This is a genomic window from Leifsonia sp. 10N434 (assembly GCF_056394405.1).
Window position 1 is genome coordinate 188,710 of sequence record NZ_JBFTHV010000002.1, and the last position, 23,707, is coordinate 212,416.

General features: G+C 67.7%; 22 protein-coding genes. 15 read left to right on the plus strand and 7 right to left on the minus strand.

What is annotated here, in order from left to right; genetic code table 11:
- Nucleotides 1-2 precede the first annotated feature (2 nt).
- From uvrC to AC1DB1_RS06560, 9 genes are all read left to right on the plus strand, one after another.
- Complete coding sequence (gene uvrC, locus AC1DB1_RS06520; RefSeq protein ID WP_477200203.1) at nt 3-2,042, plus strand: excinuclease ABC subunit UvrC; 2,040 nt, start codon at nt 3-5, stop codon at nt 2,040-2,042.
- A gap of 35 nt (nt 2,043-2,077) precedes the next feature.
- Entirely contained in the window at nt 2,078-2,953 is an 876-nt protein-coding gene (gene rapZ, locus AC1DB1_RS06525; protein ID WP_271178742.1) for an RNase adapter RapZ, read from the plus strand.
- Nucleotides 2,954-3,008: 55 nt separating this feature from the next.
- Nucleotides 3,009-3,989, plus strand: coding sequence for a DNA-binding protein WhiA (gene whiA / locus AC1DB1_RS06530; protein WP_271178741.1), 981 nt, complete (start codon nt 3,009-3,011; stop codon nt 3,987-3,989).
- A gap of 109 nt (nt 3,990-4,098) precedes the next feature.
- Nucleotides 4,099-4,725 carry a superoxide dismutase gene (locus tag AC1DB1_RS06535; RefSeq protein WP_271178740.1) on the plus strand — a complete coding sequence of 209 codons (627 nt, stop codon included), beginning with the start codon at nt 4,099-4,101 and terminating at the stop codon, nt 4,723-4,725.
- Between the two features lie 101 nt (nt 4,726-4,826).
- Nucleotides 4,827-5,834 (plus strand): type I glyceraldehyde-3-phosphate dehydrogenase, encoded by a 1,008-nt coding sequence (gene gap, locus AC1DB1_RS06540; RefSeq protein ID WP_271178739.1) that lies wholly within the window; start codon nt 4,827-4,829, stop codon nt 5,832-5,834.
- A 16-nt stretch (nt 5,835-5,850) separates the two neighbouring features.
- Nucleotides 5,851-7,068 (plus strand): phosphoglycerate kinase, encoded by a 1,218-nt coding sequence (locus tag AC1DB1_RS06545; RefSeq protein ID WP_477200204.1) that lies wholly within the window; start codon nt 5,851-5,853, stop codon nt 7,066-7,068.
- Nucleotides 7,056-7,859: a triose-phosphate isomerase gene (gene tpiA / locus AC1DB1_RS06550; RefSeq protein ID WP_271178737.1), complete on the plus strand. Its 804-nt coding sequence runs from the start codon at nt 7,056-7,058 to the stop codon at nt 7,857-7,859. Before AC1DB1_RS06545 ends, tpiA begins: the two co-directional genes overlap by 13 nt.
- Nucleotides 7,860-7,967: 108 nt before the next feature.
- Nucleotides 7,968-8,219 carry a preprotein translocase subunit SecG gene (gene secG / locus AC1DB1_RS06555; protein ID WP_271178736.1) on the plus strand — a complete coding sequence of 84 codons (252 nt, stop codon included), beginning with the start codon at nt 7,968-7,970 and terminating at the stop codon, nt 8,217-8,219.
- Nucleotides 8,220-8,248: 29 nt separating this feature from the next.
- Entirely contained in the window at nt 8,249-8,617 is a 369-nt protein-coding gene (locus AC1DB1_RS06560; RefSeq protein ID WP_271178735.1) for an RNA polymerase-binding protein RbpA, read from the plus strand.
- A 146-nt stretch (nt 8,618-8,763) separates the two neighbouring features.
- On the opposite strand, the gene pgl is transcribed toward AC1DB1_RS06560, so the two are convergent.
- Genes pgl through tkt form a run of 6 tightly spaced genes read right to left on the minus strand, consistent with a single transcriptional unit; the run spans nt 8,764 to nt 16,906 of the window.
- A complete protein-coding gene (gene pgl, locus AC1DB1_RS06565) occupies nt 8,764-9,534 on the minus strand; it encodes a 6-phosphogluconolactonase (protein WP_477200205.1) in 771 nt (256 codons plus the stop codon).
- The gene (locus AC1DB1_RS06570) at nt 9,531-10,493 is read right to left on the minus strand and encodes a glucose-6-phosphate dehydrogenase assembly protein OpcA (RefSeq protein WP_271178733.1); all 963 of its coding nucleotides are present in this window, start codon (nt 10,491-10,493) and stop codon (nt 9,531-9,533) included. Before AC1DB1_RS06570 ends, pgl begins: the two co-directional genes overlap by 4 nt.
- Entirely contained in the window at nt 10,490-12,034 is a 1,545-nt protein-coding gene (gene zwf / locus AC1DB1_RS06575) for a glucose-6-phosphate dehydrogenase (RefSeq protein WP_271178732.1), read from the minus strand. The genes AC1DB1_RS06570 and zwf overlap by 4 nt, the downstream gene beginning before the upstream one ends.
- A gap of 29 nt (nt 12,035-12,063) precedes the next feature.
- On the minus strand, nt 12,064-13,674 hold the full coding sequence (locus AC1DB1_RS06580) for a glucose-6-phosphate isomerase (protein WP_477200206.1): 1,611 nt from the start codon (nt 13,672-13,674) through the stop codon (nt 12,064-12,066).
- Nucleotides 13,671-14,783, minus strand: coding sequence for a transaldolase (gene tal / locus AC1DB1_RS06585; protein ID WP_477200207.1), 1,113 nt, complete (start codon nt 14,781-14,783; stop codon nt 13,671-13,673). Before tal ends, AC1DB1_RS06580 begins: the two co-directional genes overlap by 4 nt.
- Before the next feature lie 29 nt (nt 14,784-14,812).
- Nucleotides 14,813-16,906 (minus strand): transketolase, encoded by a 2,094-nt coding sequence (gene tkt / locus AC1DB1_RS06590; RefSeq protein WP_477200208.1) that lies wholly within the window; start codon nt 16,904-16,906, stop codon nt 14,813-14,815.
- Between the two features lie 282 nt (nt 16,907-17,188).
- Here tkt and AC1DB1_RS06595 point away from each other — a divergent pair, with 282 nt between their 5' ends.
- The gene (locus tag AC1DB1_RS06595) at nt 17,189-18,109 is read left to right on the plus strand and encodes a heme o synthase (RefSeq protein ID WP_271178728.1); all 921 of its coding nucleotides are present in this window, start codon (nt 17,189-17,191) and stop codon (nt 18,107-18,109) included.
- Nucleotides 18,110-18,111: 2 nt separating this feature from the next.
- Nucleotides 18,112-18,735, plus strand: a complete 624-nt coding sequence (locus AC1DB1_RS06600) for a GNAT family N-acetyltransferase (protein ID WP_477200209.1) — start codon at nt 18,112-18,114, stop codon at nt 18,733-18,735.
- Here AC1DB1_RS06600 and AC1DB1_RS06605 read toward each other — a convergent pair.
- Nucleotides 18,706-19,653, minus strand: a complete 948-nt coding sequence (locus AC1DB1_RS06605) for a COX15/CtaA family protein (protein ID WP_271178726.1) — start codon at nt 19,651-19,653, stop codon at nt 18,706-18,708. The two genes, AC1DB1_RS06600 and AC1DB1_RS06605, sit on opposite strands and share 30 nt — an antisense overlap.
- A 295-nt stretch (nt 19,654-19,948) precedes the next feature.
- Between AC1DB1_RS06605 and sufB the strand changes: the two genes are divergently transcribed.
- The 4 genes from sufB to sufC are packed head-to-tail and all read left to right on the plus strand — an operon-like array spanning nt 19,949 to nt 23,701.
- The gene (sufB, locus tag AC1DB1_RS06610; protein ID WP_271178725.1) at nt 19,949-21,367 is read left to right on the plus strand and encodes a Fe-S cluster assembly protein SufB; all 1,419 of its coding nucleotides are present in this window, start codon (nt 19,949-19,951) and stop codon (nt 21,365-21,367) included.
- Nucleotides 21,368-21,370: 3 nt separating this feature from the next.
- Complete coding sequence (gene sufD / locus AC1DB1_RS06615; RefSeq protein WP_477200549.1) at nt 21,371-22,564, plus strand: Fe-S cluster assembly protein SufD; 1,194 nt, start codon at nt 21,371-21,373, stop codon at nt 22,562-22,564.
- On the plus strand, nt 22,564-22,887 hold the full coding sequence (locus tag AC1DB1_RS06620) for a non-heme iron oxygenase ferredoxin subunit (protein WP_373877163.1): 324 nt from the start codon (nt 22,564-22,566) through the stop codon (nt 22,885-22,887). The genes sufD and AC1DB1_RS06620 overlap by 1 nt, the downstream gene beginning before the upstream one ends.
- A gap of 4 nt (nt 22,888-22,891) precedes the next feature.
- Nucleotides 22,892-23,701 (plus strand): Fe-S cluster assembly ATPase SufC, encoded by an 810-nt coding sequence (gene sufC / locus AC1DB1_RS06625; RefSeq protein ID WP_271178723.1) that lies wholly within the window; start codon nt 22,892-22,894, stop codon nt 23,699-23,701.
- The last annotated feature ends 6 nt before the right edge of the window (nt 23,702-23,707 follow it).

Sequence of the window (23,707 nt, forward strand, 5' to 3'; positions counted from 1 at the left end):
GCGTGGCAGACACCGTCAGTTACCGGCCGAAGGCCGGGGAGATCCCCACACAGCCCGGCGTCTATCGCTTCCGTGATCCGAATCGGCGTGTGCTCTACGTCGGCAAGGCCAAGAACCTGCGTGCGCGGCTGAGCAACTACTTCCAGCCGCTGCGGAGCCTGCACGACCGCACCCGGCGCATGGTCACCACCGCTGCCTCGGTTGAGTGGACGGTCGTCGCGAGCGAGTTCGAGGCCCTGCAGCTCGAGTACACCTGGATCAAAGAGTTCAACCCGCCGTTCAACGTGCAGTTCCGCGACGACAAGTCGTATCCGTACCTGGCGGTGACCTTGGGGGACCGCATCCCGCGCGTCATGGTGACCCGCAATCGCGGCATCAAGGACGCGCGGTACTTCGGCCCGTACACGAAGGTCTGGGCGATCCGCGACACTGTCGACCTGATGCTGAAGGCGTTCCCCGTGCGGAGCTGCTCCGACGGCGTCTACCGTCGCGCCGAGCTCACCGGCCGGCCCTGCCTGCTCGGCGACATCGGCAAGTGCGCCGCACCCTGCGTCGGCCGGGTCAGCCCGGAGGAGCACCGCGAACTCGCCGAGGACTTCGTGTCGTTCATGGCGGGCAACGACACGAAATACATCCGCGCCCTCAACGAGCGGATGCGCGAAGCTGCGAGCACGCAGGACTACGAGGCCGCCGCCCGCCACCGCGACGCCATCCAGGCCCTGGAGGCCGCGATGGGCAAGAGCGCCGTCGTGCTGCCCGACAACGTCGACGCGGATGTCTTCGGCATCGCCCACGACGAGCTCGCCGCCGCCGTGCAGCAGTTCATCGTGCGCGGCGGCCGGATACGCGGTGTGCGCAGCTGGGTGGTCGACAAGGAACTCGACGTCGAGCTCGGCGACCTGGTCGAGACCGTCGTGCAGAACGCCTACGAGGGGTCGGACGCCCCGCCCCGCGAGATCCTCGTCCCCGAGCTCCCCGAGGACGCCGCCGAACTGGAGCAGTGGCTCACCGCGCGCCGGCACGAGATCGGCGATCCCGCCTCGCCGCGCGGTTCGCTCAGCGGCAAGGTCGCGCTGCGGGTGGCCCAGCGCGGTGACAAAGCCGCGCTCGTGCAGACCGTGGAGATGAACGCGAAGAACGCGCTGATTCTCTACAAGACCCGCCGCAGTTCCGACTTCGTCGCGCGCTCGAAGGCGCTCAATGACATCCAGGATGCGCTGGGCATGCTCGACGCGCCCCTGCGGATGGAGTGCTACGACGTCTCGCACCTCAGCGGGACCAACATCGTCGCCTCGATGGTCGTGTTCGAAGACGGCCTCCCGCGCAAAGACCAGTACCGTCGTTTCAGCATCCCGGAGTCGACGGACGACACCGAGTCGATCTACCAGGTGATCACGCGCCGGCTCGCCTACCTCAAGGACCCGGCGCTGGAGGCCCAGGAGGTCCAGGAGGCGAACGGTGCGTCGGCGAACGGTGCGTCGGCGAACGGTGCGTCGGCGATCGACGCCGGCGCGGACGGCGCGGGCGACGACGACGCGGGCGACGATCCGACGATCGATATCGACGCCGAGCTCCAGGAGGCGGCCGAGAAGCGGCGCAAGAAGTTCTCCTACCCGCCCAATCTGCTGATCGTCGACGGCGGCCAGCCACAGGTCGCGGCGGCGCGGCGTGCGCTCGAGGAGTCAGGGGTGAAGGGCATCCAGCTCGTCGGCATCGCGAAGCGACTCGAGGAGCTCTGGCTCCCCGACTCCGACTTCCCGGTCATCCTGCCGCGCAACAGTGATGCGCTCTTCCTGATCCAGCGCATCCGAGACGAGGCGCACCGCTTCGCCATCACGTACCAGCGCGCACGGCGCAAGCGCGACATCGGGTCGGTGCTCGGCGAGATCCCGGGTCTCGGGCCGTCCCGGGTGAAGGAGCTGCTCAAGCACTTCGGCTCCGTCGCCCAGCTGAGGAAGGCGAGCGTCGACGAGATCGCCGAGGTGCGCGGTGTCGGCCCCACCCTTGCTGGGGCCATCCATGAACGACTCGCCAGTCGATAGGCTGGGGGCACCACCGAGCACGAGGAGCGCGCCTGATGAGCACCGACAACGAGCAGCAAGAAGTGCTGATCGTCACTGGAATGTCGGGGGCAGGGCGGTCGACGGTTGCGAATGCGCTCGAAGACCTCGACTGGTACGTGGTCGACAATCTGCCTCCACAGATGCTTCGGCCCCTCATCGAACTCGCGAACCGGGCCGGGTCGACGCTGCCCCGAATCGCCGCGGTGGTCGACGTGCGCGGCCGCAACTTCTTCACCGATCTGCGCGACATGATCCAGAGCCTGCGCGAGGGCACCAAGGTGCGCGTGCTGTTCCTGGAGGCCACCGATTCGGTTCTCGTGCGGCGCTTCGAGCAGGTCAGGCGCCCTCACCCGCTGCAGGGCGACGGCACGATCCTCGACGGCATCTCCGCCGAGCGCTCCCGGCTGCGCGAGATCCGCGAGGCCAGTGACATCATCGTCGACACCTCCGACCTCAACATCCACCAGCTCGCGACCAACATCACCGAGACGTTCGCTGCCGAGAACACGGCCGGCGTGCAGGTCACGGTGATGAGCTTCGGGTTCAAGTACGGACTGCCGCCTGATGCCGACATCGTCTCGGATGCGCGCTTCCTTCCGAACCCGTTCTGGAACCCGGAACTGCGCCCGTTCACCGGGCTCGACGAGGTGGTGCGCGACTACGTGCTCGAGCAGGAGGGCGCGATGGAGTTCGTCGAGGCGTACGTCGCCGCGCTGCGCCCGATCCTGGCCGGCTACCAGCGTGAGAACAAACGGCACGCGATGATCGCTGTAGGCTGCACGGGGGGAAAGCACCGTTCGGTGGCGATTGCGGAAGAGCTCGCCACTCGATTGCAGGAACTCCCGGGGGTCGCGGTGAACACGAAACACCGCGATCTCGGCCGTGAATGACGCCGGCCACCGACTTACGGCCGCACAACGGCCGACACGACAGATAGGAACCCGATTGGCTCTCACCGCCGACGTCAAAGACGAACTCACCAAGGTCGAGATCAGCAAGACCACGGTCCGCGCGGCGGAGCTCGCAACGATCCTGCGGTTCTCCGGTGGGCTGCACCTGATCAGCGGCCGGATCGCGGTGGAGAGCGAACTCGACACCCCTGAGCTCGCCCGTCGGGTGCGCAAAGACCTCGCAGAACTCTACGGAGTGCGCAGCGAAGTGTCAGTGATCTCCGCCTCCGGGCTTCGGCGCACGAGCCAGTATCTGGTACGGGTGCTCGACGGCGGCGAGACGCTCGCCCGCCAGACCGGCCTGCTGGATGCCCGTCGCCGGCCGATCCGTGGCCTGCCGAATCGCCTCACCACCGGCTCCCGCGACGAACTGGCCGCCGTCTGGCGAGGCGCCTTCCTCGCCCACGGCTCGCTGACCGATCCCGGCCGTTCGGCCGCTCTCGAGGTCACCTGCCCCGGCAATGAGTCGGCGATGGCCCTCGTCGGCGCCGCCGGCCGTCTCGGTGTCGCCGCGAAGGCGCGTGAGGTGCGCGGTGTGCACCGGGTCGTCATCCGCGACGGCGACGCGATCAGCGCGATGCTCGTGCACATGGGTGCGACGAAGACCGTCGAGAACTGGGAGCAGCTGCGTCAGCGCCGCGAGGTGCGCGCGACCGCGAACCGCCTCGTCAACTTCGACGACGCCAACCTCCGCCGGTCCGCCCAGGCCGCCGTCGCCGCCTGCGCCCGCGTCGAGCGCGCCCTCGAGATCCTCGGTGACGAGGTGCCGGAGCACCTGCGCTACGCCGGCGAGCTGCGCCTCAACTTCCGCGACTCGAGCCTCGACGAGCTGGGCCACCACGCCGACCCGCCGATGACGAAGGACGCGGTCGCCGGTCGCATCCGCCGGCTGCTCGCGATGGCGGACAAGCGCGCTGCAGACGAAGGAATCCCCGGGACGGACGCGAACCTCCCGGCCGACCTCGACGAGGTGTAACGTCCGGGAAGCAACCCCTGGTCGAATCGGTTGCCCTTACTAGACTGAAAATGTCGCTCGAAGCCCGCTCCGAACCGCTCGGGCCGGGAACCATATGAGGAGATGAGTAATGGCTGACTACACGCTCGCAGACCTTCCGTACGATTATTCGGCGCTTGAGCCGAACATCAGCGGTCGGATCATGGAGCTGCACCACGACAAGCATCACAAGGCCTATGTCGACGGTGCGAACACCGCGATCGCCAAGCTCGCCGAGGCTCGCGACGCCGACGACCTCACGTACGTGAACAAGCTGCAGAAAGACCTGGCCTTCAACCTCGCCGGCCACGTCAACCACACCGTGTTCTGGAACAACCTGTCGCCCGACGGCGGAGACAAGCCCACCGGCGAACTGGCCGCGGCGATCGACGAGTTCTTCGGGTCCTTCGACAAGTTCCGTGCGCACTTCACCGCGTCGGCCCTGGGCATCCAGGGCTCGGGCTGGTCGATCCTGGCGTGGGACTCCCTCGGTCAGAAGCTGATCATCGAGCAGCTCTACGACCACCAGGGAAACCTCGCCGCGGCCACGATCCCGCTGCTGCTGCTCGACATGTGGGAGCACGCGTTCTACCTCGACTACGTGAACGTCAAGGCGGACTACGTAAAGGCGTTCTGGAACATTACGAACTGGGGCGACGTTAACGAGCGCTTCACCCGGGCGCGCGAAAAGACATCGGGCCTGCTGCTACTGTCGTAGCGGGGAGAGGTGTCCCGGAAGGGTTGCCTCCCGGGACACCGCCGTCCGTTTTCATCCCATACAAGTGCGCCGTCGGCGCCTCTCAGTAACAGGAGACATCTGTGTCCGTAAAGATCGGAATCAACGGGTTCGGTCGCATTGGTCGTAACTTCTTCCGCGCGGCTCTGGCCAAAGGCAGCGACCTCGAGATCGTCGCCGTCAACGACCTCACCGACAACAAGGCGCTCGCACACCTTCTGAAGTACGACTCGATCACGGGCCGTCTCGACGCGACCGTCGAGCTGGACGGCGACAAGATCGTCGTCAACGGCAAGCCGATCATCGTCCTCGAAGAGCGCGACCCGGCCAACCTGCCGTGGGGTGAGCTGGGCGTCGACATCGTCATCGAGTCCACCGGCCGCTTCACCAAGTCGGAGGATGCGCGCAAGCACATCGCCGGAGGCGCCAAGAAGGTCATCGTCTCGGCTCCGGCCACCGGTGACGACGTCGCCACCATCGTCCTCGGCGTGAACGAGGAGACCTACGACAGCGCGGTCAACGACATCCTGTCGAACGCCTCGTGCACCACGAACTGCCTCGCGCCGCTCGCCAAGGTGCTGCTCGACAACTTCGGCATCGAGCGCGGTCTGATGACCACGGTCCACGCCTACACCGCCGACCAGAACCTGCAGGACGGCCCGCACAGCGACCTCCGTCGCGCCCGCGCCGCCGCCGCGAACATCATCCCGACCTCGACCGGCGCGGCCAAGGCCCTCGGCCTGGTCATCCCGGAGCTCGTCGGCAAGCTCGACGGCTACGCCCTGCGTGTGCCCGTGATCACCGGCTCGATCACCGACCTCACCGTCGAGCTCGAGAAGACCGCAACGGTCGCCGAGATCAACGCCGCCTACAAGGCTGCAGCCGAGGGTCCCCTCAAGGGCATCCTCAAGTACACCGAGGACCCGATCGTCTCGACCGACATCGTCAGCGACCCGCACTCGTCGATCTTCGACGCGGGCCTCACCAAGGTCATCGGCAACACGGTCAAGGTCGCGTCGTGGTACGACAACGAGTGGGGTTACTCCAACCGTCTCGTCGACCTGACCGAGTACGTGGCCGAGCGCCTCTAGCACCAAGGGAACCGACGTGACGCTACGCACACTTGATTCACTCGGTTCGCTCGCCGGCAAGGCGGTCATCGTCCGCTGTGATCTGAACGTCCCTCTGAAAGACGGACAGATCACGGACGACGGCCGCGTGCGAGCGTCGATTCCCACCCTGAACGCCCTGATCAATCAGGGCGCGAAGGTGGTCGTCATCTCCCATCTGGGCCGCCCGGAGGGCGCGCCCGACGCGAAGTACAGCCTGGCGCCGGTCGCCCAGCGGCTCTCGGAGCTGCTGGGCAAGCCGGTGACCTTCGCCCGTGACACGGTCGGCTCCGGAGCGCAGGACGCGGTCGCCGGCCTGACGGACGGCGACGTCGCCCTGCTGGAGAACCTGCGGTTCAACCCGGGGGAGACCAGCAAAGACGATGCCGAGCGGGAGGCGTTCGCCGCCAAGCTCGCCGCCTTCGGCGATGCGTTCGTCTCCGACGGCTTCGGCGTCGTGCACCGCAAGCAGGCCAGTGTGTACGAGCTCGCGAAGGCGCTTCCGAGCGCTGCAGGGCTCCTCATCGCCACGGAGCTCGACGTGCTCGATCGCCTCACCGAGAACCCCGAGCGGCCGTACGCGGTCGTGCTCGGCGGCTCGAAGGTGTCGGACAAGCTCGGGGTCATCGGGCACCTGCTGCCGCGCGTGAACTCGCTGCTGATCGGCGGCGGCATGCTCTTCACCTTCCTCGCCGCCCTCGGGCACAAGGTCGGGTCGAGCCTGCTCGAGACCGACCAGATCGAGACCGTGAAGGGCTACCTGGCGAAGGCAGAGGAGCTCGGTGTCGAGATCGTGCTGCCGCGCGACGTCGTCGTCGCCTCGAAGTTCGGGGCGGACGCCGAACACGTCGTGCGTCCGATCGACGGCATCGAAGACACCGACTGGGGCTCGAGCGGACTCGGGCTCGACATCGGCCCGGAGACCGCCGAGCTGTTCTCGGAGTACATCCGCGCCGCGCGCACGGTCTTCTGGAACGGGCCCATGGGCGTGTTCGAGCTCGCCCCCTTCGCGGCCGGAACCAAGGCCATCGCTCAGGCGCTGACCGAAATCGACGGCCTCGGTGTCGTCGGCGGTGGCGACTCCGCGGCCGCGGTGCGCGCACTCGGATTCTCCGACGACCAGTTCGGTCACATTTCAACGGGTGGCGGTGCGAGTCTCGAGTTCCTCGAGGGCAAGCACCTGCCGGGACTGGAGGTCCTCGGATGGCAGCAGTGAGCTCGTCGGTGCGGCGTACGCCGCTCATCGCCGGCAACTGGAAGATGAACCTCGATCACCTGCAGGCGATCGCGTTCGTTCAGAAGCTCGCCTGGAGCCTGAAGGACGCCGGGCATGATTTCACGGCGGTCGAGGTCTCGGTCTTCCCGCCGTTCACCGACCTGCGCAGTGTGCAGACCCTGGTATCGGCGGACAAGCTGCCGCTCGCTTTCGGCGGTCAGGATGTCTCCGAGCACGAGTCGGGCGCGTACACCGGTGAGATCTCGGCGACGTTCCTCGCCCAGCTCGAGTGCCGCTACGTGATCATCGGTCACTCGGAGCGCCGCACGCTGCACGGCGAGACGGACGAGCAGGTGGCCGGCAAGGTCGCTGCTGCGCTGGCACACAACCTGTCCCCGATCATCTGCGTCGGCGAGACGGCGGAAGACCTCGAAGTGCACGGCGCGAGCGCCGTGCCGGTCGCGCAGCTGCGCGCCGCACTGGCGAACGTCACCTCCGCGGCTGACATCGTGGTCGCGTACGAGCCGGTGTGGGCCATCGGCTCGGGTCAGGCGGCGACGCCGGAGCAGGCCGAGCAGGTCGCGGCAGCGCTGCGTGCCGTGCTCGTCGAGGTGCTCGGTGAGGACGTCGCCGCCAAGACGCGCATCCTGTACGGCGGCTCGGTGAAGTCGAGCAACATCGCCAGCTTCATGCGGGAGCCGAACGTCGACGGCGCTCTCGTCGGAGGCGCGAGCCTCGATGTCGCGGAATTCGCGAGCATCGTGCGCTACCAGAAGCACGTCGGACTCTAGGTCTTCCAGGTCCGACACAACTGCAGGCGGCTCACGGAGCCGCCTGCAGTTATACTGGTCGTTGGTCTTCCCGGGCATCCGACCCGGTCGCACTGCGAAAGGTTTCTCGTGCAAATTCTCCAGGTCGTCCTGCAGGTGCTGCTGGGCATCACCAGCCTCCTGCTGACGTTGCTCATCCTCCTGCACAAGGGACGTGGTGGCGGCCTCTCCGATATGTTCGGCGGCGGCGTGACCTCGAACCTCGGCGCATCCGGGGTGGCGGAGCGCAACCTCAACCGCATCACGGTGATCCTCGGACTGATCTGGATCACCTGCATCGTCGTTCTGGGCCTCATCACGAAGTTCGATTCCGGCGCGTAGGCGCCCAAGTACACACAGCGAGGAGCAGCATGGCATCCGGAGGAAGCGCAATTCGAGGTTCGCGCGTCGGCGCGGGCCCGATGGGGGAGCAGGACCGCGGTTTCCACGCGGAACGCATCTCGGTCTCGTACTGGGACGCCCTCGGCAACGAGACGGTCCGTCATTTCGCGGCGAACCTGCCCGACGAAGAGATCCCCGACGTCATCGACTCGCCGTCGTCCGGCCTGCCGGCCGGTCGCGACAAGGCGAACCCACCGTCGGTGGCGAAGCTCGAGCCCTACAAGACCCACCTGGCGTACGTCAAAGAGCGTCGCACCGAAGAAGAGGCCGAGCAGCTTCTCGAGGACGCACTCAACCAGCTTCGCGCCCGGCGCGGCAAGCTGAGCGCCACCAACTAGCCGGCACCACGCAGAAGGCCCCGCGGTTCACCCGCGGGGCCTTCTGCGTGGTGCCGGCGCCCGGCGATCCGCGAAGGCACCCCCACCGACGACGAAGCCCCGCTGCCGTCGATGCGGCAGCGGGGCATCATGCGTTGTGCGCGAGGTCAGTAGCTCGGCGCGATGAGATTCTCCGGAACGTCGACTGCGGCGTCCTTGTCGACGAAGAACACCGTGCGCTTGCGTCCCTTGGCGCCGGCGACCGGGACCTCGGTGTAGCTCGCGCCCGCGAGTGCGAGGCCGAGGGCCGAGGCCTTGTCGGCGCCGGCGAGGACGAGCCAGATGCGGTCGGACGCGTTGAGCACCGGTCGCGTGAGACTGAGGCGCTGCGGCGGGGGCTTCGGCGCGTCACGCTCGGCGATGACCGTCGCCTCCGTCTCACGGATGCCGGCACGGTCGGGGAACAGTGAGGCGATGTGCCCGTCGGGCCCGACACCGAGGAACGTGATGTCGAACCGCGGGTGACGCGCGCCATCCAAGGCGAACGCCTCGAGCTCGGCGGCGTACACCGCGGCCGCCTCGTCGATGTCCGCGATCTCGTCCGACGCGGGGAACGGGTGGATGTTCTCCGGCGGAACGGCGATGTGGTCGAGCAGGGCCTCGCGGGCCTGGCGCTCGTTGCGCTCCTCGCTGTCCTTTGCGACGAAGCGCTCGTCGCCCCACCAGAAGTGCACCTTGCTCCAGTCGACGCTGTCGCGCGCGGGGGAGCTGTTCACCGCCTCGAGCACGGCGATGCCGACGGTTCCGCCGGTCAGGGCGACGTTGGCCTCACCCAGGTCGTCGAGGATGTCGACGGTCTTGGTCAGGAAACGCGCCGCCACCGAGCCGGTGAGCGCTTGTTTATCGGGGTGTACAAGCACCCGCCGTTCGTTCGTCATGCCGTGACGCCCACTCCCGTGTCGTTTGCCTCGAGCTGATCGAGGCCTTTGGTGATCACCTCACCGTACAGATCATCGGGGTCCAGCCTACGCAATTCCTCGGCCAGGCAATCACGCAGGCTCCGGCGCGGAAGCGACAGGTCGTGCGTCGGCTGGTTGGGCTGAGAGAGCCGTGCCACGTTCGGGATCTCCCGCTCGAGTTCGATGACACCGGATGCGCGTCCCATGCGCACCCCGTGGATGCCGCTGGAGCCGTTGGCGCGCGACGTCAGGTCGTGCTGCACGGGCACCTGGAGCTGCAGTGAGAGCCAGGCCGCGAGGAGCAGCGTCGAGGGGGAGTCGGCGGCGCCGGCGACCTCGACGTTCTCGATCGGCTCGAAGGGCGGCTGGTCGAGCACTGCGGCGAGCTGCGCCCGCCACAGGGTCAACCGCGTCCACGAGAAGTCCGTGTCGCCGGGCGCATAGGTGCGCGAGAGGTGACGGAGCGCTGCCTGCGGGTCGGGCTGCGCCGACGCATCCGTGATGCGGCGCGTCGCGATGCGACCGAGCGGCGACTTCGAGACGACCTCGGGGGCGAGCCCGGGCCACCAGACGACGACGGGCGCGTCGGGCAGGAGCAGGCCGGTGACCAGTCCCTCCTCGTCGCTCGCGGTCTCGCCGTAGGCGCGGAGCACGATGACCTCGCTCGCGCCGGCGTCGCCGCCCACCCGGATCTGCGCATCCACGCGGCCATCGCCGGTGGACGTGCGCTCCTCTTCGGTTGACACGACGATGACGCGCATCGGGTGCTCGCGGGAGGCGTCGTTGGCGGCCTCGATGGCCTCCTCCTCCTCGCCGAGGTGGGTCGCGATGACGAGCGTCAGCACGCGGCCGAGGGCGACGGCGCCGCCCTCCTCGCGAATCTTGACGAGGGCCTTCGAGACCTTGCTCGTCGTGGTGTCGGGCAGATCGACGATCATGGACGCCTCCAAACGCGGCCGTCGCGGGCGAGCAGTTCGTCCGCGGAGCTGGGCCCCCAGGTTCCGGGACGATACTGCTCCGGCTGGCCCTGGGTCGCCCAGAATTCTTCGATGGGGTCGAGGATCTTCCACGACAGCTCGACCTCTTCGTGACGGGGGAAGAGGGGCGGGTCGCCGAGGAGGACATCCAGGATGAGGCGCTCGTAGGCCTCGGGGCTCGCCTCGGTGAAGGCGTGGCCGTATCCGAAGTCCATGCTCACGTCGCGCACCTGCATGCCGGCGCCGGGGACCTTCGAGCCGAAGCGGATGGTCACACCCTCGTCGGGCTGCACGCGGATGACGAGCGCGTTCTGGCCGAGGGCCGACGTCTGGCTCTCCGCGAACAACTGCTGCGGAGCGCGCTTGAAGACGACGGCGATCTCGGTGACGCGACGGCCGAGGCGCTTGCCCGCGCGGAGGTAGAACGGAACGCCCGCCCACCGGCGCGTGCCGATCAGGAGCTTGATCGCGGCGTACGTCTCGGTGGTGGAGGCGGGGTTCATCCCGTCTTCCTCGAGGAAGCCGACGACCTTCTCGCCGCCCTGCCAGCCGCTGGAGTACTGCCCGCGGGCGGTCGAGGTGGCGAGGTCCTTCGGCAGGCGCACGGCGCCCAGGACCTTCTCCTTCTCGGCACGCAGGTCTGCGGCGTCGAACGAGATCGGCTCCTCCATCGCCGTGAGGGCGAGGAGCTGGAGGAGGTGGTTCTGGATGACGTCGCGCGCGGCGCCGATCCCGTCGTAGTAGCCGGCACGGCCGCCCACCCCGATGTCCTCCGCCATCGTGATCTGCACGTGGTCGACGTAGTTGGCGTTCCAGATCGGCTCGTACAACTCGTTGGCGAAGCGCAGGGCCAGGATGTTCTGGACCGTCTCCTTGCCGAGGTAGTGGTCGATGCGGAAGACCGAGTCGGGCGGGAAGACCGTCTCGACGACGGCGTTCAGCTCGCGCGCCGACTTCAGGTCGCTGCCGAACGGCTTCTCGATGACGACACGGCGCCAGCCGCCGCCTTCGCGCTGATCGGCGAGACCGGACTTGCGCAGCTGCTCGGTGACGAGCGGGAACGCCTTCGGCGGGATCGACAGGTAGAACGCGTGGTTGCCCATCGTTCCACGCTCTTTGTCGAGTGCGTCGACCGTCTCCTTGAGACGCTCGAACGCCGCGTCGTCGTCGAACTCACCCGGGACGAACCGGATGCCCTGCGCGAGCTGCTGCCACACCTCCTCCTGGAAGGGGGTGCGGGCGTACTGCTTGACCGCCTCGTAGACGACCTTCTCGAAGTCCTGATCCTCCCAGTCGCGGCGCGCGAACCCCACCAGCGAGAAGCCGGGAGGGAGCAGGCCGCGGTTGGCGAGGTCGTAGACGGCCGGCATCAGCTTCTTGCGGGACAGGTCGCCTGTCACGCCGAAGATGATGAGACTGCTCGGACCAGCGATGCGGTTGAGGCGGCGATCGGAGGGCAACCTCAGCGGGTTGAACTCCGGGGTGATTTCCACCGGGGACATGAAGCTCCTTGGATGCGGGGAGTGCGTAGCTAGTTGAGGGCCTCGAACAGCGGCACCAGGTTCGCTTCTGGGTCGGTGAGGTTGAGGGTCAGGACCGGGCGTCCGTGCTCGCCGAGGACGCTCGCGTCGCCGGCGGCCTGGGCCTGGATGAGCTGACCGAACGTGAACGGACGGCCGGGGATCTCGAGATCCTCGGTGGCCTGAGCGGTGATCTGCAGGAACACGCCGACCGCGGGGCCGCCCTTGTGGAACTGACCAGTGGAGTGCAGGAAGCGGGGACCCCATCCGAAGGTGACCGGACGCTTCGCCTTGGCAGCGAGGAGGTCGCGGAGACCGGCGAGCTGGGGGAGCGCCACGCGGTCGACGTATGCCTGGATCGACACATAGCCGTCGGGACCGAGCTGCGCGAGCAGCGCGTCGACGGCGGCATCGAGCGTGGATGCGTCGCCGAGGAAGTCGCCGACCGTGCGGACCTCGACACCGTCGGCGACGAAGGCCGGGGTGGCCGGTTCGGGGCGGTTGTCGAGCAGCGAGCGTGCGGCGACCTTAGCAGCCTCGACGTCGGGCTGGTCGAACGGGTTGATGCCGAGCAGGCGTCCGGCGACGGCCGTCGCGAACTCCCACACCAGGATCTGGGCGCCGAGGCTGCCCGAGACGAGGATCTCGCCCTCGTGACGGTTGCTCGGGAACAGGTGGTGGGCTTCGGCGTTGTCGACCAGGCGGACGATCTGGAGATCGCTCAGGTTCTCGCTGAGCTCCGGCGCCAGCGGGTCGAGCACGACCGGGAGGAGGCCGGTTCCCTGCTTGCCGGTGGACTCGGCGATCAACTGCTCCGCCCAGTCGGGGAAGCCGACGATGTGCGTGCCGTCGGCGATCAGGCCGAGCTTGTCCTTGAGCGGGTTGGTGCCGGCGATCGCGGCGGCCAGGATGAGCCCGGGGTTGGTCGGGTCGTCGATGGCGAGCTCGAGCGAGATCGTCTCCGCTTCCTCGAGAAGCTCCTCGAGGTCGACACCGGCGAGGCCGGAGGGGACGAGACCGAATGCGGTGAGCGCGGAGTACCGGCCACCGACGTTCGGGTCGGCGTTGAAGACGCGGTATCCGGCCTCGCGGGCCGACGCGTCGAGCGGCGAGCCCGGGTCTGTGACGACGACGATGCGCTCGCGCGGATCGATGCCGGCGTCGGTGAACCACTTCTCGTAGACGCGGCGCTGGCTGTCGGTCTCCAGCGTCGAACCCGACTTGCTGGAGATCACGAGTGCCGTGGTCTCCAGGCGGTCGCGCAGGGCGGAGAGGACCTGGCCGGGCTCGGTCGAGTCGAGCACCGTGAGCTCGTATCCGGCGGTGCGCGTGATGACCTCGGGGGCGAGCGAGGAGCCGCCCATCCCGCCGAGCACGATGTGGTCGACGCCCTTGCTGCGCAGCTCGTCGCGCAGGGCGACGATCTCCGGAACCAGCGGACGCGAGATGGCGACGGCCTCGGTCCAGCCGAGACGCTTGGAGGACTCGGCCTCCGCATCCGGGCCCCAGAGTGCCGGGTCCTGAGCGGTGATGCCCGACGCGACCAGATCGGCGACCAGCTGAGGGACGACCGTCTTGACGGCCTCCTCAGCGGCGCCGGTCACGTGGATCTTGAAGCTCATTTCGCGGCCTCCAGCGCCTTGGTGACGGTGTCGAGCAGCTCGTTCCAGGAGACGATGAACTTGTCGACGCCCTCCTTCTCGAGCAGCTCGGTGACCTCGTCGTACGAGATGCCGAGCGCGTCGATCGCGTTCAGCACGGCGTTGGCGTCGTCGTAGTTGCCGGTGACGGTGTCGCCGGTGATGACGCCGTGGTCGAAGGTCGCGTCCAGCGTCTTCTCGGGCATGGTGTTCACGGTGTTCGGAGCGACGAGCTCGGTCACGTAGAGCGTGTCGGGCAGGCTCGGGTCCTTGACACCGGTGGATGCCCAGAGCGGACGCTGCTCGTTGGCGCCGGCCGCGACGAGCGCCTTGGCGCGCTCGCTGGCGAACGTCTCCTCGTACACCTGGTAGGCGAGACGTGCGTTGGCGATGCCGGCCTTGCTCTTGAGCGCGAGGGCCTCGTCGGTGCCGATCGCGGTCAGGCGCTTGTCGATCTCGGTGTCGACGCGCGACACGAAGAACGATGCGACCGACTGGATGCCCGCCAGATCGATGCCGGCGGCCTTGGCCTTCTCGAGACCGGTGAGGTAGGCGTTGATGACCTCGCGGTAGCGCTGCAGGCTGAAGATCAGGGTCACGTTGACGCTGATGCCGGCGGCGATGGTCTCGGTGATGGCCTCGAGGCCCTCGACCGTCGCGGGGATCTTGATGAGCACGTTCGGCTTGTCGACCTTGGCCGCGAGCTTCTTGGCCTCGGTGATCGTGCCGGCTGCGTCGTGGGCGAGGCCGGGCTCGACCTCGATCGAAACGCGTCCGTCGACGCCGTTCGAGCTCTCGAACACCTCGGCGAAGATGTCGCTGGCCTCGGCGACGTCATCGGTCGTGATCTCGAAGACCGCGTCGGTGACATCGAGCCCGGCGGCGGCGAGCTGGCGGACCTGCTCGTCGTACGCCTCGCCCTTGGAGAGGGCCGTGGCGAAGATCGTCGGGTTGGTGGTCACGCCGACCACGTTCTTCTCGGCGATGATCTTCTGGAGGCCGCCCGTCTTGATGCGCTCACGCGAGAGGTCGTCGAGCCAGATGCTGACGCCGGCGGCGGAGAGCTGTGCGGTGGGAGTGGTGTCGGTCATTTCTTCTGTTTCTCCTCGTATGCCCGCGCTCAAAGCGACGCGAGCGATTCCTTGACGGCGGCGACGGCGTGCTCGGTGGTCATGCCGAACTCGCGGAACAGGGTCTTGTAGTCCGCCGAGGCACCGAAGTGCTCGATGGAGACGCTGCGGCCGTGGTCGCCCACGTACTTGCGCCAGCTCAGAGCCAGGCCGGCCTCGATCGAGACGCGCGCCTTGACGGCGGACGGCAGCACCGACTCCTTGTACTCGTCGCTCTGCTCCTCGAACCATTCGAGGCTCGGGGCCGAGACGACGCGGGCGTTGATGCCCTCGCCCTTCAGCACCTCGCGCGCATCCACGGCGATCTGCAGTTCGGAGCCGGTCGCGATCAGCAGCACGTCGGGCGTTCCGCCCGGTGCCTCGGCGAGCACGTACGCACCCTTGACGACGTTCTTGGCAGAGGCGAAGGTGTCGCCCGTGGCGTCGCCGTCGCCGCGCTCGAACACCGGGATGTTCTGGCGGGTCAGCGCGATGCCGGCCGGTCCCTTGCGGCGCTCGAGGATGGTCTTCCAGGCGTACGCGACCTCGTTGGCGTCACCGGGACGCACGACGTCGAGCTGCGGGATGGCGCGGAGCGCCGAGAGCTGCTCGATCGGCTGGTGGGTCGGACCGTCTTCGCCGAGCGCCACCGAGTCGTGGGTCCAGACGAAGATCGACGGAGCCTTCATCAGCGCGGCCAGACGCACCGCGGGGCGCATGTAGTCGCTGAAGATCAGGAAGGTGCCGCCGAACGCGCGCGTCGGGCCGTGCAGGACGATGCCGTTCAGGATGGCCGCCATCGCGTGCTCGCGGATGCCGAAGTGCAGCACGCGGCCGTACGGGTTGCCCGTCCACTCGTGCGTCGAGTGCTCGGTCGGCACGAACGATGCCGCGCCCTCGATGGTGGTGTTGTTCGACTCGGCGAGGTCGGCCGAACCGCCCCACAGCTCCGGGATGACCGGGCCGAGCGCGTTCAGCACCTTGCCGCTGGCGGCACGGGTCGAGACGTCCTTGCCCGCTTCGAACACGGGGAGCGCCGCTTCGACGCCCTCCGGGAGCTCGCCGGTGAGGAGACGGTCGAGGAGCTGCTTGCGCTCCGGGTTGGCGGCGGCCCATGCGTCGAATGCGACGGTCCACTCGGCGCGCTGCTCTGCGCCGCGCTCGATTGCCTTGCGGGTGTGCTCGATGACCTCGGGGTCGACCTGGAAGGTCTTCTCGGGGTCGAACCCGAGCACCTCCTTGACGGCGCGGAGCTCGTCGGCGCCGAGGGCGGAGCCGTGGATCTTGCCGGTGTTCTGCTTCTTGGGGGCCGGCCAGCCGATGATCGTCTTCAGGATGATCAGCGAGGGCTTGTCGGTGACGCCCTGGGCTGCGACGATCGCGTCGTTCAGCTCGCGAACGTCTTCGGTGTAGACGCCCGTCTTCTTCCAGTCGACGACCTGCACGTGCCAGTGGTACGCCTCGTAGCGCGCCTTGACGTCTTCGGTGAAGGCGATGTTGGTGTCGTCCTCGATCGAGATCTGGTTGCTGTCGTAGATCGCGATCAGGTTGCCGAGCTGCTGGTGGCCGGCGAGCGAGGAGGCCTCGCTGCTCACGCCCTCCTGCAGGTCGCCGTCGCCGGCGATCACGTAGACGAAGTGGTCGAACGGGCTGGTGCCCTGGTCGGCCTCGGGGTCGAACAGTCCTCGCTCGAAACGGCTCGCATATGCGAAACCGACGGCGGAGGAGATGCCCTGACCGAGAGGTCCGGTCGTGATCTCGACGCCGTCGGTGTGGCCGTACTCGGGGTGACCCGGGGTGAGGGAGCCCCACGTGCGGAGCTTCTCGAGGTCGTCGAGCTCGAGGCCGTAGCCGCCGAAGTAGAGCTGGATGTACTGGGTGAGCGAGCTGTGACCCGCCGACAGGATGAACCGGTCGCGTCCCAGCCAGTGCTGGTCGTGGGGATCGCGGCGCATCACCTTCTGGAACAGGAGGTACGCGGCGGGGGCGAGGCTCATCGCGGTGCCGGGATGACCGTTGCCCACCTTCTCGACCGCGTCCGCCGCGAGAACGCGAGCGGTGTCTACTGCCTTGTTGTCAATGGGATCCCATTGCAGAGCTGCCACGTGAAAACTGACCCTTCGTAGAGATGGTGAGGGCCGTCATGGTCCCGCACCGATTGAGGTAGTGCGCGCCGTGGACGTCATCGGCACCGGGGCCGCATCCCGTCCACGTCCTACAAAGGACGGGCGGATTGTGGCGGCTTCGGCTGGCGAGCACCTCCAAGTATAGGTAACACGCACGAAACGTGGAGTGTTCCCCCTGCCGGTTGTGCATATCCTCCGAGCGGGGTAGCCGGGGAACGATATCGTAGACTCGTTCGGGGTCACCGAGTCGTTAGAGGAGCAATGGACGTCGCTGTAGAGAGCCGTGTCGAGTCGAACCGTATCGGTTTCGGTCGCAAGCTGAAGGCGTACGTCGCTCTCACCAAGCCCAGGGTCGTCGAGCTGCTGCTCGTCACGACGGTGCCGACAATGATCCTCGCGGAGGGCGGCATCCCGAACCTCTGGCTGGTGCTGGCCACCGTCATCGGCGGGTACATGAGCGCAGGCTCGGCCGGGGCCTTCAACTGCTACATCGACCGCGACATCGACCGGGTCATGAAGCGCACGCGCAACCGGCCCCTGGTCACCGGGGAGTTGACGGATCGCGAGGCCCTGGTGTTCGCCTGGGGGCTCGGCATCGCGTCGATCCTGGTGCTCGGGTTCTTCGCGAACTGGCTCGCAGCAGGGCTCTCGCTCGTCGCGATCCTGCTCTACGTCGTCTTCTACACGCTCATCCTCAAGCGGCGCACCGCGCAGAACATCGTCTGGGGCGGAGTCGCCGGCTGCATGCCCGTGCTGATCGGCTGGGCGGCCGTCACCGGCTCGCTCGACTGGGCGCCGTTCATCCTGTTCGGGGTCATCTTCCTCTGGACGCCCCCGCACTACTGGCCGCTGTCGATGAAGTACCGCAACGACTACAAGGAGGCGGGCGTCCCGATGCTCGCGGTGGTCCGCGGTCGCGCGGTCGTCGGGCTGCAGGTCATCCTGTACGCGTGGGCGATGGTGGCGTGCTCGCTGCTGCTCATCCCGGTCGGCCACATGGGCCTGCTCTACACGGCGGTCTCGCTCGTGGCCGGAGGCTGGTTCATCTACGAGTCGCACCGGCTCTACAACCTCTCGATCCGCCACGAGACGGTGTCTCCGATGCGCGTGTTCCACGGCTCGATCGCCTACCTGACGCTGATCTTCCTCGCGGTCGCCATCGATCCGCTGCTGCCGTTCTGACGATGATCGCGTTGCGCACGGAGAGGCTCTGCCTCGATGCGCCACGCGAGTCGGACATCGACGCGGTCTACCGCGCCTGCCAGGACGCGGACATCCTGCGCTGGATCCCGCTGCCGAATCCGTACACGGTCGAGAGCGCCGAGTTCTTCGTGCGCAGCTATGTCCCGCACGGCGAGGCGAGTGGCGCATTCACGGTGTGGGCGCTCCGGATCGACGATGCGCCGCTGCTGGGGGTCGTCGAAGTGCGGCGCGATCGCACGGTCGGATCGGCGTCGGTCGGCTGCTGGCTCGCAGCGGATGCACGGGGCAACGGCTACATGCGGGAGGGGCTGGCCAGAGTGGTCGCGTTCGCGCTCGACGCGAACGGGATGGCGTTCACCCGGCTGCGCTGGGAGCACCTCGACGGCAATTCGGCGAGCAGGCGGCTGGCGGAGAGCGTCGGCTTCGTGTTCGACGAGGAGCCGGGATCGACCCGCGCGTTCGGCGACGAGCGGCCGGCGCGGATCGGATATCTGCGTGCGCCGGCCGATGACGTGCGCGCAGCCGAAGCCCGCGTGCGCGCGGCCGACTCCGCGCGTGCTACGCGTCGTACCCGCTCAGCGGGCGACGGCGCTGGGCGCGGCTGACGCCACCGCGGGGTCTGCGGCATCGGCGACCGGCGCCTTGAGCGACAGCACGACCGCCGTCATCGCCGCTGCGAGGAGCGCGGCCAGCGTCATGTGGATGCCGACCAGGATGGGGGGCAGTCCCGTGTTCGCCTGGATCAGCCCGACCGCGATCTGAAGCACCTCGACGGCGAGCAGATACATCGTGTAGCGGTGCACCGGCGTCGTACGGATGCGCAGCGACGCGACTACGAGGACGAGCGTCAGCGCGAACGTGACGTAGGCCGGGATCGCGTGGACGTGCTGCAGGATCTCGGGGTCGAGGCCGTTGCGGGGCGCCTTGGCGTCGCCGGCGTGCGGTCCGGACCCGGTCGTCAGGATGCCCACCAGGATGGTCACGGCGACGACGAAGCTCGTGATGTGCGTGAGGATGGCGAACCACCGTGGCACGGCTCGTGCACGGGGGCCGGGGACGGCGTAGACCCGGAGCAGGAACGCGGTGCACAGCGCGACGAGCACCATCGAGACGACGAAGTGCAGGCCGACGACGTAGGGGTTCAGGTCGGAGAGCACGCTCAGTCCGCCGATGACCGCCTGCATCGGGATGCCGAGGCCGGCGAGGAGGGTGAGCCAGAAGAGCTCGGGGCGCGTCTTGCGCAGCCGGAGGACCGCGAGGAAGGCGACGATCGCGACGAGGCCGAGCACGACGCCGAGCAGCCGGTTGCCGAACTCGATGACGCCGTGGACGCCCATCTCCGGCGTGTTCACCAGCGAGCTGCCGGTGCACGACGGCCAGGTGGGGCAGCCGAGCCCGCTGCTGGTGAGACGGACGAGGCCGCCCGTGCCGACCAGGATGATCTGAGCGACGAGGTAGACCCAGGCGATCACGCGCAGCCGCACGTCGACACGGTCGGGCAGCCACTGGATGATGCGCTTCATTCTCGGGATGTTTCCTTGCTTCTGGATCGGATACTCGGCCAACGTGCAGGCGCGCCTCTACTATTACCGCTTTGCACCTGTAGAATTGGTGGGTTCGAGAAACGCGCAGTCCTGCGCGTGCCCGCCCTGCTATCGCGCAGTGCGGCCGGGGCACCGTCGCCCGTGTTCTTGAACAGTTTAGGTACGCACACCAGCCACCCGCACAATCACCAACCGCTTCGATCGACGCTGTCGGCCGCAGTAGGGAATGAGCCGGATTGATAGCCGGTTACGAGTGGAAGGAAACGAGGTAGATATGTCAGACATCCTGATCGACCGCCCCGAACTCGAAAGCCTTGGGCAATACGAGTTCGGCTGGGCGGATTCCGACGCAGCGGGTGCCTCAGCACGCCGCGGCATCTCACCGCAGGTGGTGACCGACATCTCCGCCCTCAAGAACGAACCCGACTGGATGCTGCAGCGCCGCCTCAAGGCCCTGCAGCTCTTCGAGCGCAAGCCGATGCCCACCTGGGGCGCCGACCTGTCGGACATCGACTTCGACAACATCAAGTACTTCGTGCGTTCCACGGAGAAGCAGGCCCAGACCTGGGAGGACCTGCCAGAGGACATCCGCAACACCTACGAGAAGCTGGGCATCCCCGAGGCGGAGCGCCAGCGCCTCGTCGCCGGCGTCGCCGCTCAGTACGAGTCCGAGGTCGTCTACCACCAGATCCGTGAGGACCTGGAGCAGCAGGGCGTCATCTTCCTCGACACCGACACCGCTCTCAAGCAGTACCCCGAGATCTTCGAGGAGTACTTCGGCACGGTCATCCCGGCCGGCGACAACAAGTTCGCCGCGCTGAACACCGCTGTGTGGTCGGGCGGCTCGTTCGTGTACGTCCCGAAGGGCGTCAAGGTCGAGATCCCGCTGCAGGCCTACTTCCGCATCAACACGGAGAACATGGGCCAGTTCGAGCGCACGCTGATCATCGCCGACGAGGGCAGCTACGTGCACTACATCGAGGGCTGCACGGCGCCGATCTACAAGTCGGACTCGCTGCACTCGGCCGTCGTCGAGATCATCGTGAAGAAGAACGCCCGCGTGCGCTACACGACGATCCAGAACTGGTCGAACAACGTCTACAACCTCGTCACCAAGCGGGCCACCGCCGGCGAGGGCGCCACCATGGAGTGGATCGACGGCAACATCGGCTCCAAGGTCACGATGAAGTACCCGTCGATCTACCTGATGGGCGAGCACGCCAAGGGCGAGACGCTCTCCGTCGCCTTCGCGGGTCCGGGTCAGCACCAGGACGCCGGCGCCAAGATGATCCACATGGCTCCGTACACCCAGTCGTCGATCGTCTCCAAGTCGATCGCGCGCGGCGGCGGACGTGCCGGATACCGCGGCGAGGTGAGGGTGGACGCCAACGCGCATCACGCGGCCAACACCGTGCGCTGCGACGCGCTGCTGGTCGACTCGATCTCGCGCTCCGACACCTACCCGGCCATCGACATCCGGGTCGACGACGTGCAGCTCGGCCACGAGGCCACCGTCTCGCGGGTCAGCGAGGAGCAGCTCTTCTACCTGATGTCCCGCGGCCTCCCCGAGGACGAAGCCATGGCCATGATCGTGCGCGGCTTCATCGAGCCGATCGCACGCGAGCTCCCCATGGAATACGCACTCGAACTCAACAAGCTCATCGAGATGGGCATGGAAGGCTCTGTCGGCTAAATGATGACCTCCGCCACCACACCGACGAAGACCACCGACGCCGCACACGAGGCCGCACCCAAGCACATGCGCAGTGCTGTGCCCGTTCAGACGCGCAACGACCGCTTCCACTCGACCGACGTCGCCGACTTCCCGGCCGTCACGGGCCGCGAGGCCGGCTGGAAGTACACGCCGGTCGCCCGGCTCGCCGAACTGATCTCGGGCGTGCTCGACGGCGCGTCGTACGTGTACGACGTCACGACCGCACCCGGTGTCACCACCGGCTGGGTCGGCCGCGACGACGCGCGCATCGGAGCTGCAGGCAAGCCGGAGGACCGCGCGTCCGCCAATGCCTGGAGCGCGTTCGAGCAGGCGCTCGTCGTCTCGATCAGCGGCGAGGACGCCAAGGAGGTCACGCTCACGCGGTCCTCGCTCGGCGACGCTCCGCGGGCCGCCCACACGATCATCGAGACCGCGCCGTTCAGCCGCGCCACGCTCATCCTGCAGAACACCGGTCAGGCGCACCTCGCCGAGAACGTCGAGCTGGTGCTCGGCGAAAGCTCGCAGCTCACGCTGGTCACGGTGCAGGAGTGGGACGACGACGCTCTGCACGTCGCGACGCATTTCGCCACGATCGGCCGCGACGCGAAGCTGAAGCACATCGCCGTCACGCTCGGGGGCGGTGTCGTGCGCCTCAACCCGGCGGCCCACCTCGCCGGCGCCGGCTCCGACGCCGAGCTCTTCGGCGCCTACTTCGCCGACGCCGGACAGCACCTCGAACAGCAGGTGTACGTCTTCCACGACGCCGCCAACACCCGCAGCCGCGTCACCTACAAGGGTGCGCTGCAGGGGGAGAACGCCCGCACGGTGTGGATCGGCGACGTGCTGATCGGCCCGAAGGCGGTCGGCACCGACACCTACGAGCAGAACCGCAACCTGGTGCTCACCGACGGCGCCCGCGCCGACTCGGTTCCCAACCTCGAGATCGAGACCGGCGACATCGTCGGCGCCGGCCACGCCAGCGCGACCGGCCGGTTCGACGACGAGCAGCTCTTCTACCTGCAGTCGCGCGGCATCACCGAAGACGAGGCGCGCCGCCTCGTCGTCCGTGGATTCCTCTCCGAGATCGTCCAGCAGATCGGCTCGCCCGCGCTGCAGGAGCGGCTTCAGGCCGCCATCGAGGCGGAGCTGGAAGCCGTCACGGTAGCGACCCGCTGATGGGGACGCGAGTGTGCTCGCTCGACGAGCTCGTGGTCGACCAGGCGACACGCGTCGTCATCGACGGTGTGCCCATGGCGGTCGTCAAAGACTCCGCCGGTGATGTGCACGCGATCGGCGACACCTGCACTCACGGCGAGATCTCGCTCTCCGAGGGCTTCGTCGAGGGCGAGACCCTCGAGTGCTGGGCCCACGGCTCGCAGTTCTCGCTCATCAGCGGCAAACCCCTCAACCTCCCGGCGTACGAGCCGGTACCCGTCTACCAGGTCGAGCTGATCGACGGAGACGTCTTCATCGACCCGAACGCAACGAAAGAGATTTAGATTCATGTCAGTTCTCGAAATCCGCGACCTCCACGTCACCGTCGAGACCGAGCAGGGCATCAAGCCGATCCTGAACGGCGTCGACCTCACCATCCGCGAGGGCGAGATCCACGCGATCATGGGCCCGAACGGCTCCGGCAAGTCGACGCTCGCGTACACGATCGCCGGTCACCCGAAGTACACCGTCACCCAGGGCACCATCACGCTCGACGGCGCCGATGTGCTGGCGATGACCGTCGACGAGCGCGCCCGCGCCGGTCTCTTCCTCGCCATGCAGTACCCGGTCGAGATCCCCGGGGTGACCAACACCAACTTCCTCCGCACGGCGAAGACCGCGATCGACGGCGAGGCGCCCTCGATCCGCTCGTGGGTGAAGGACGTCCGCGAGTCGATGGACAAGCTCCGCATGGACAAGTCGTTCGCCGAGCGCAACGTCAACGAGGGCTTCTCAGGTGGCGAGAAGAAGCGCAACGAGATCCTGCAGCTCGAGCTCCTCAAGCCGAAGTTCGCCGTTCTCGACGAGACCGACTCGGGCCTCGACGTTGACGCGCTGAAGGTCGTCTCCGAGGGCGTCAACCGCGCCAAGGCGAACACCGGCCTCGGCATCCTGCTCATCACCCACTACACGCGCATCCTGCGCTACATCCAGCCGGACTTCGTGCACGTGTTCGTCGCCGGCCGCGTGGCGGAGGAGGGCGGCCCCGAGCTCGCCGAGCGTCTGGAAGAAGAGGGCTACGACCGCTTCGTCGACGCCCCCGAGCCCGCCAAGGCCGACGCCATCGACGCGGATGCCCCCATCGGCGCGGAAGCGTAGGCTGGA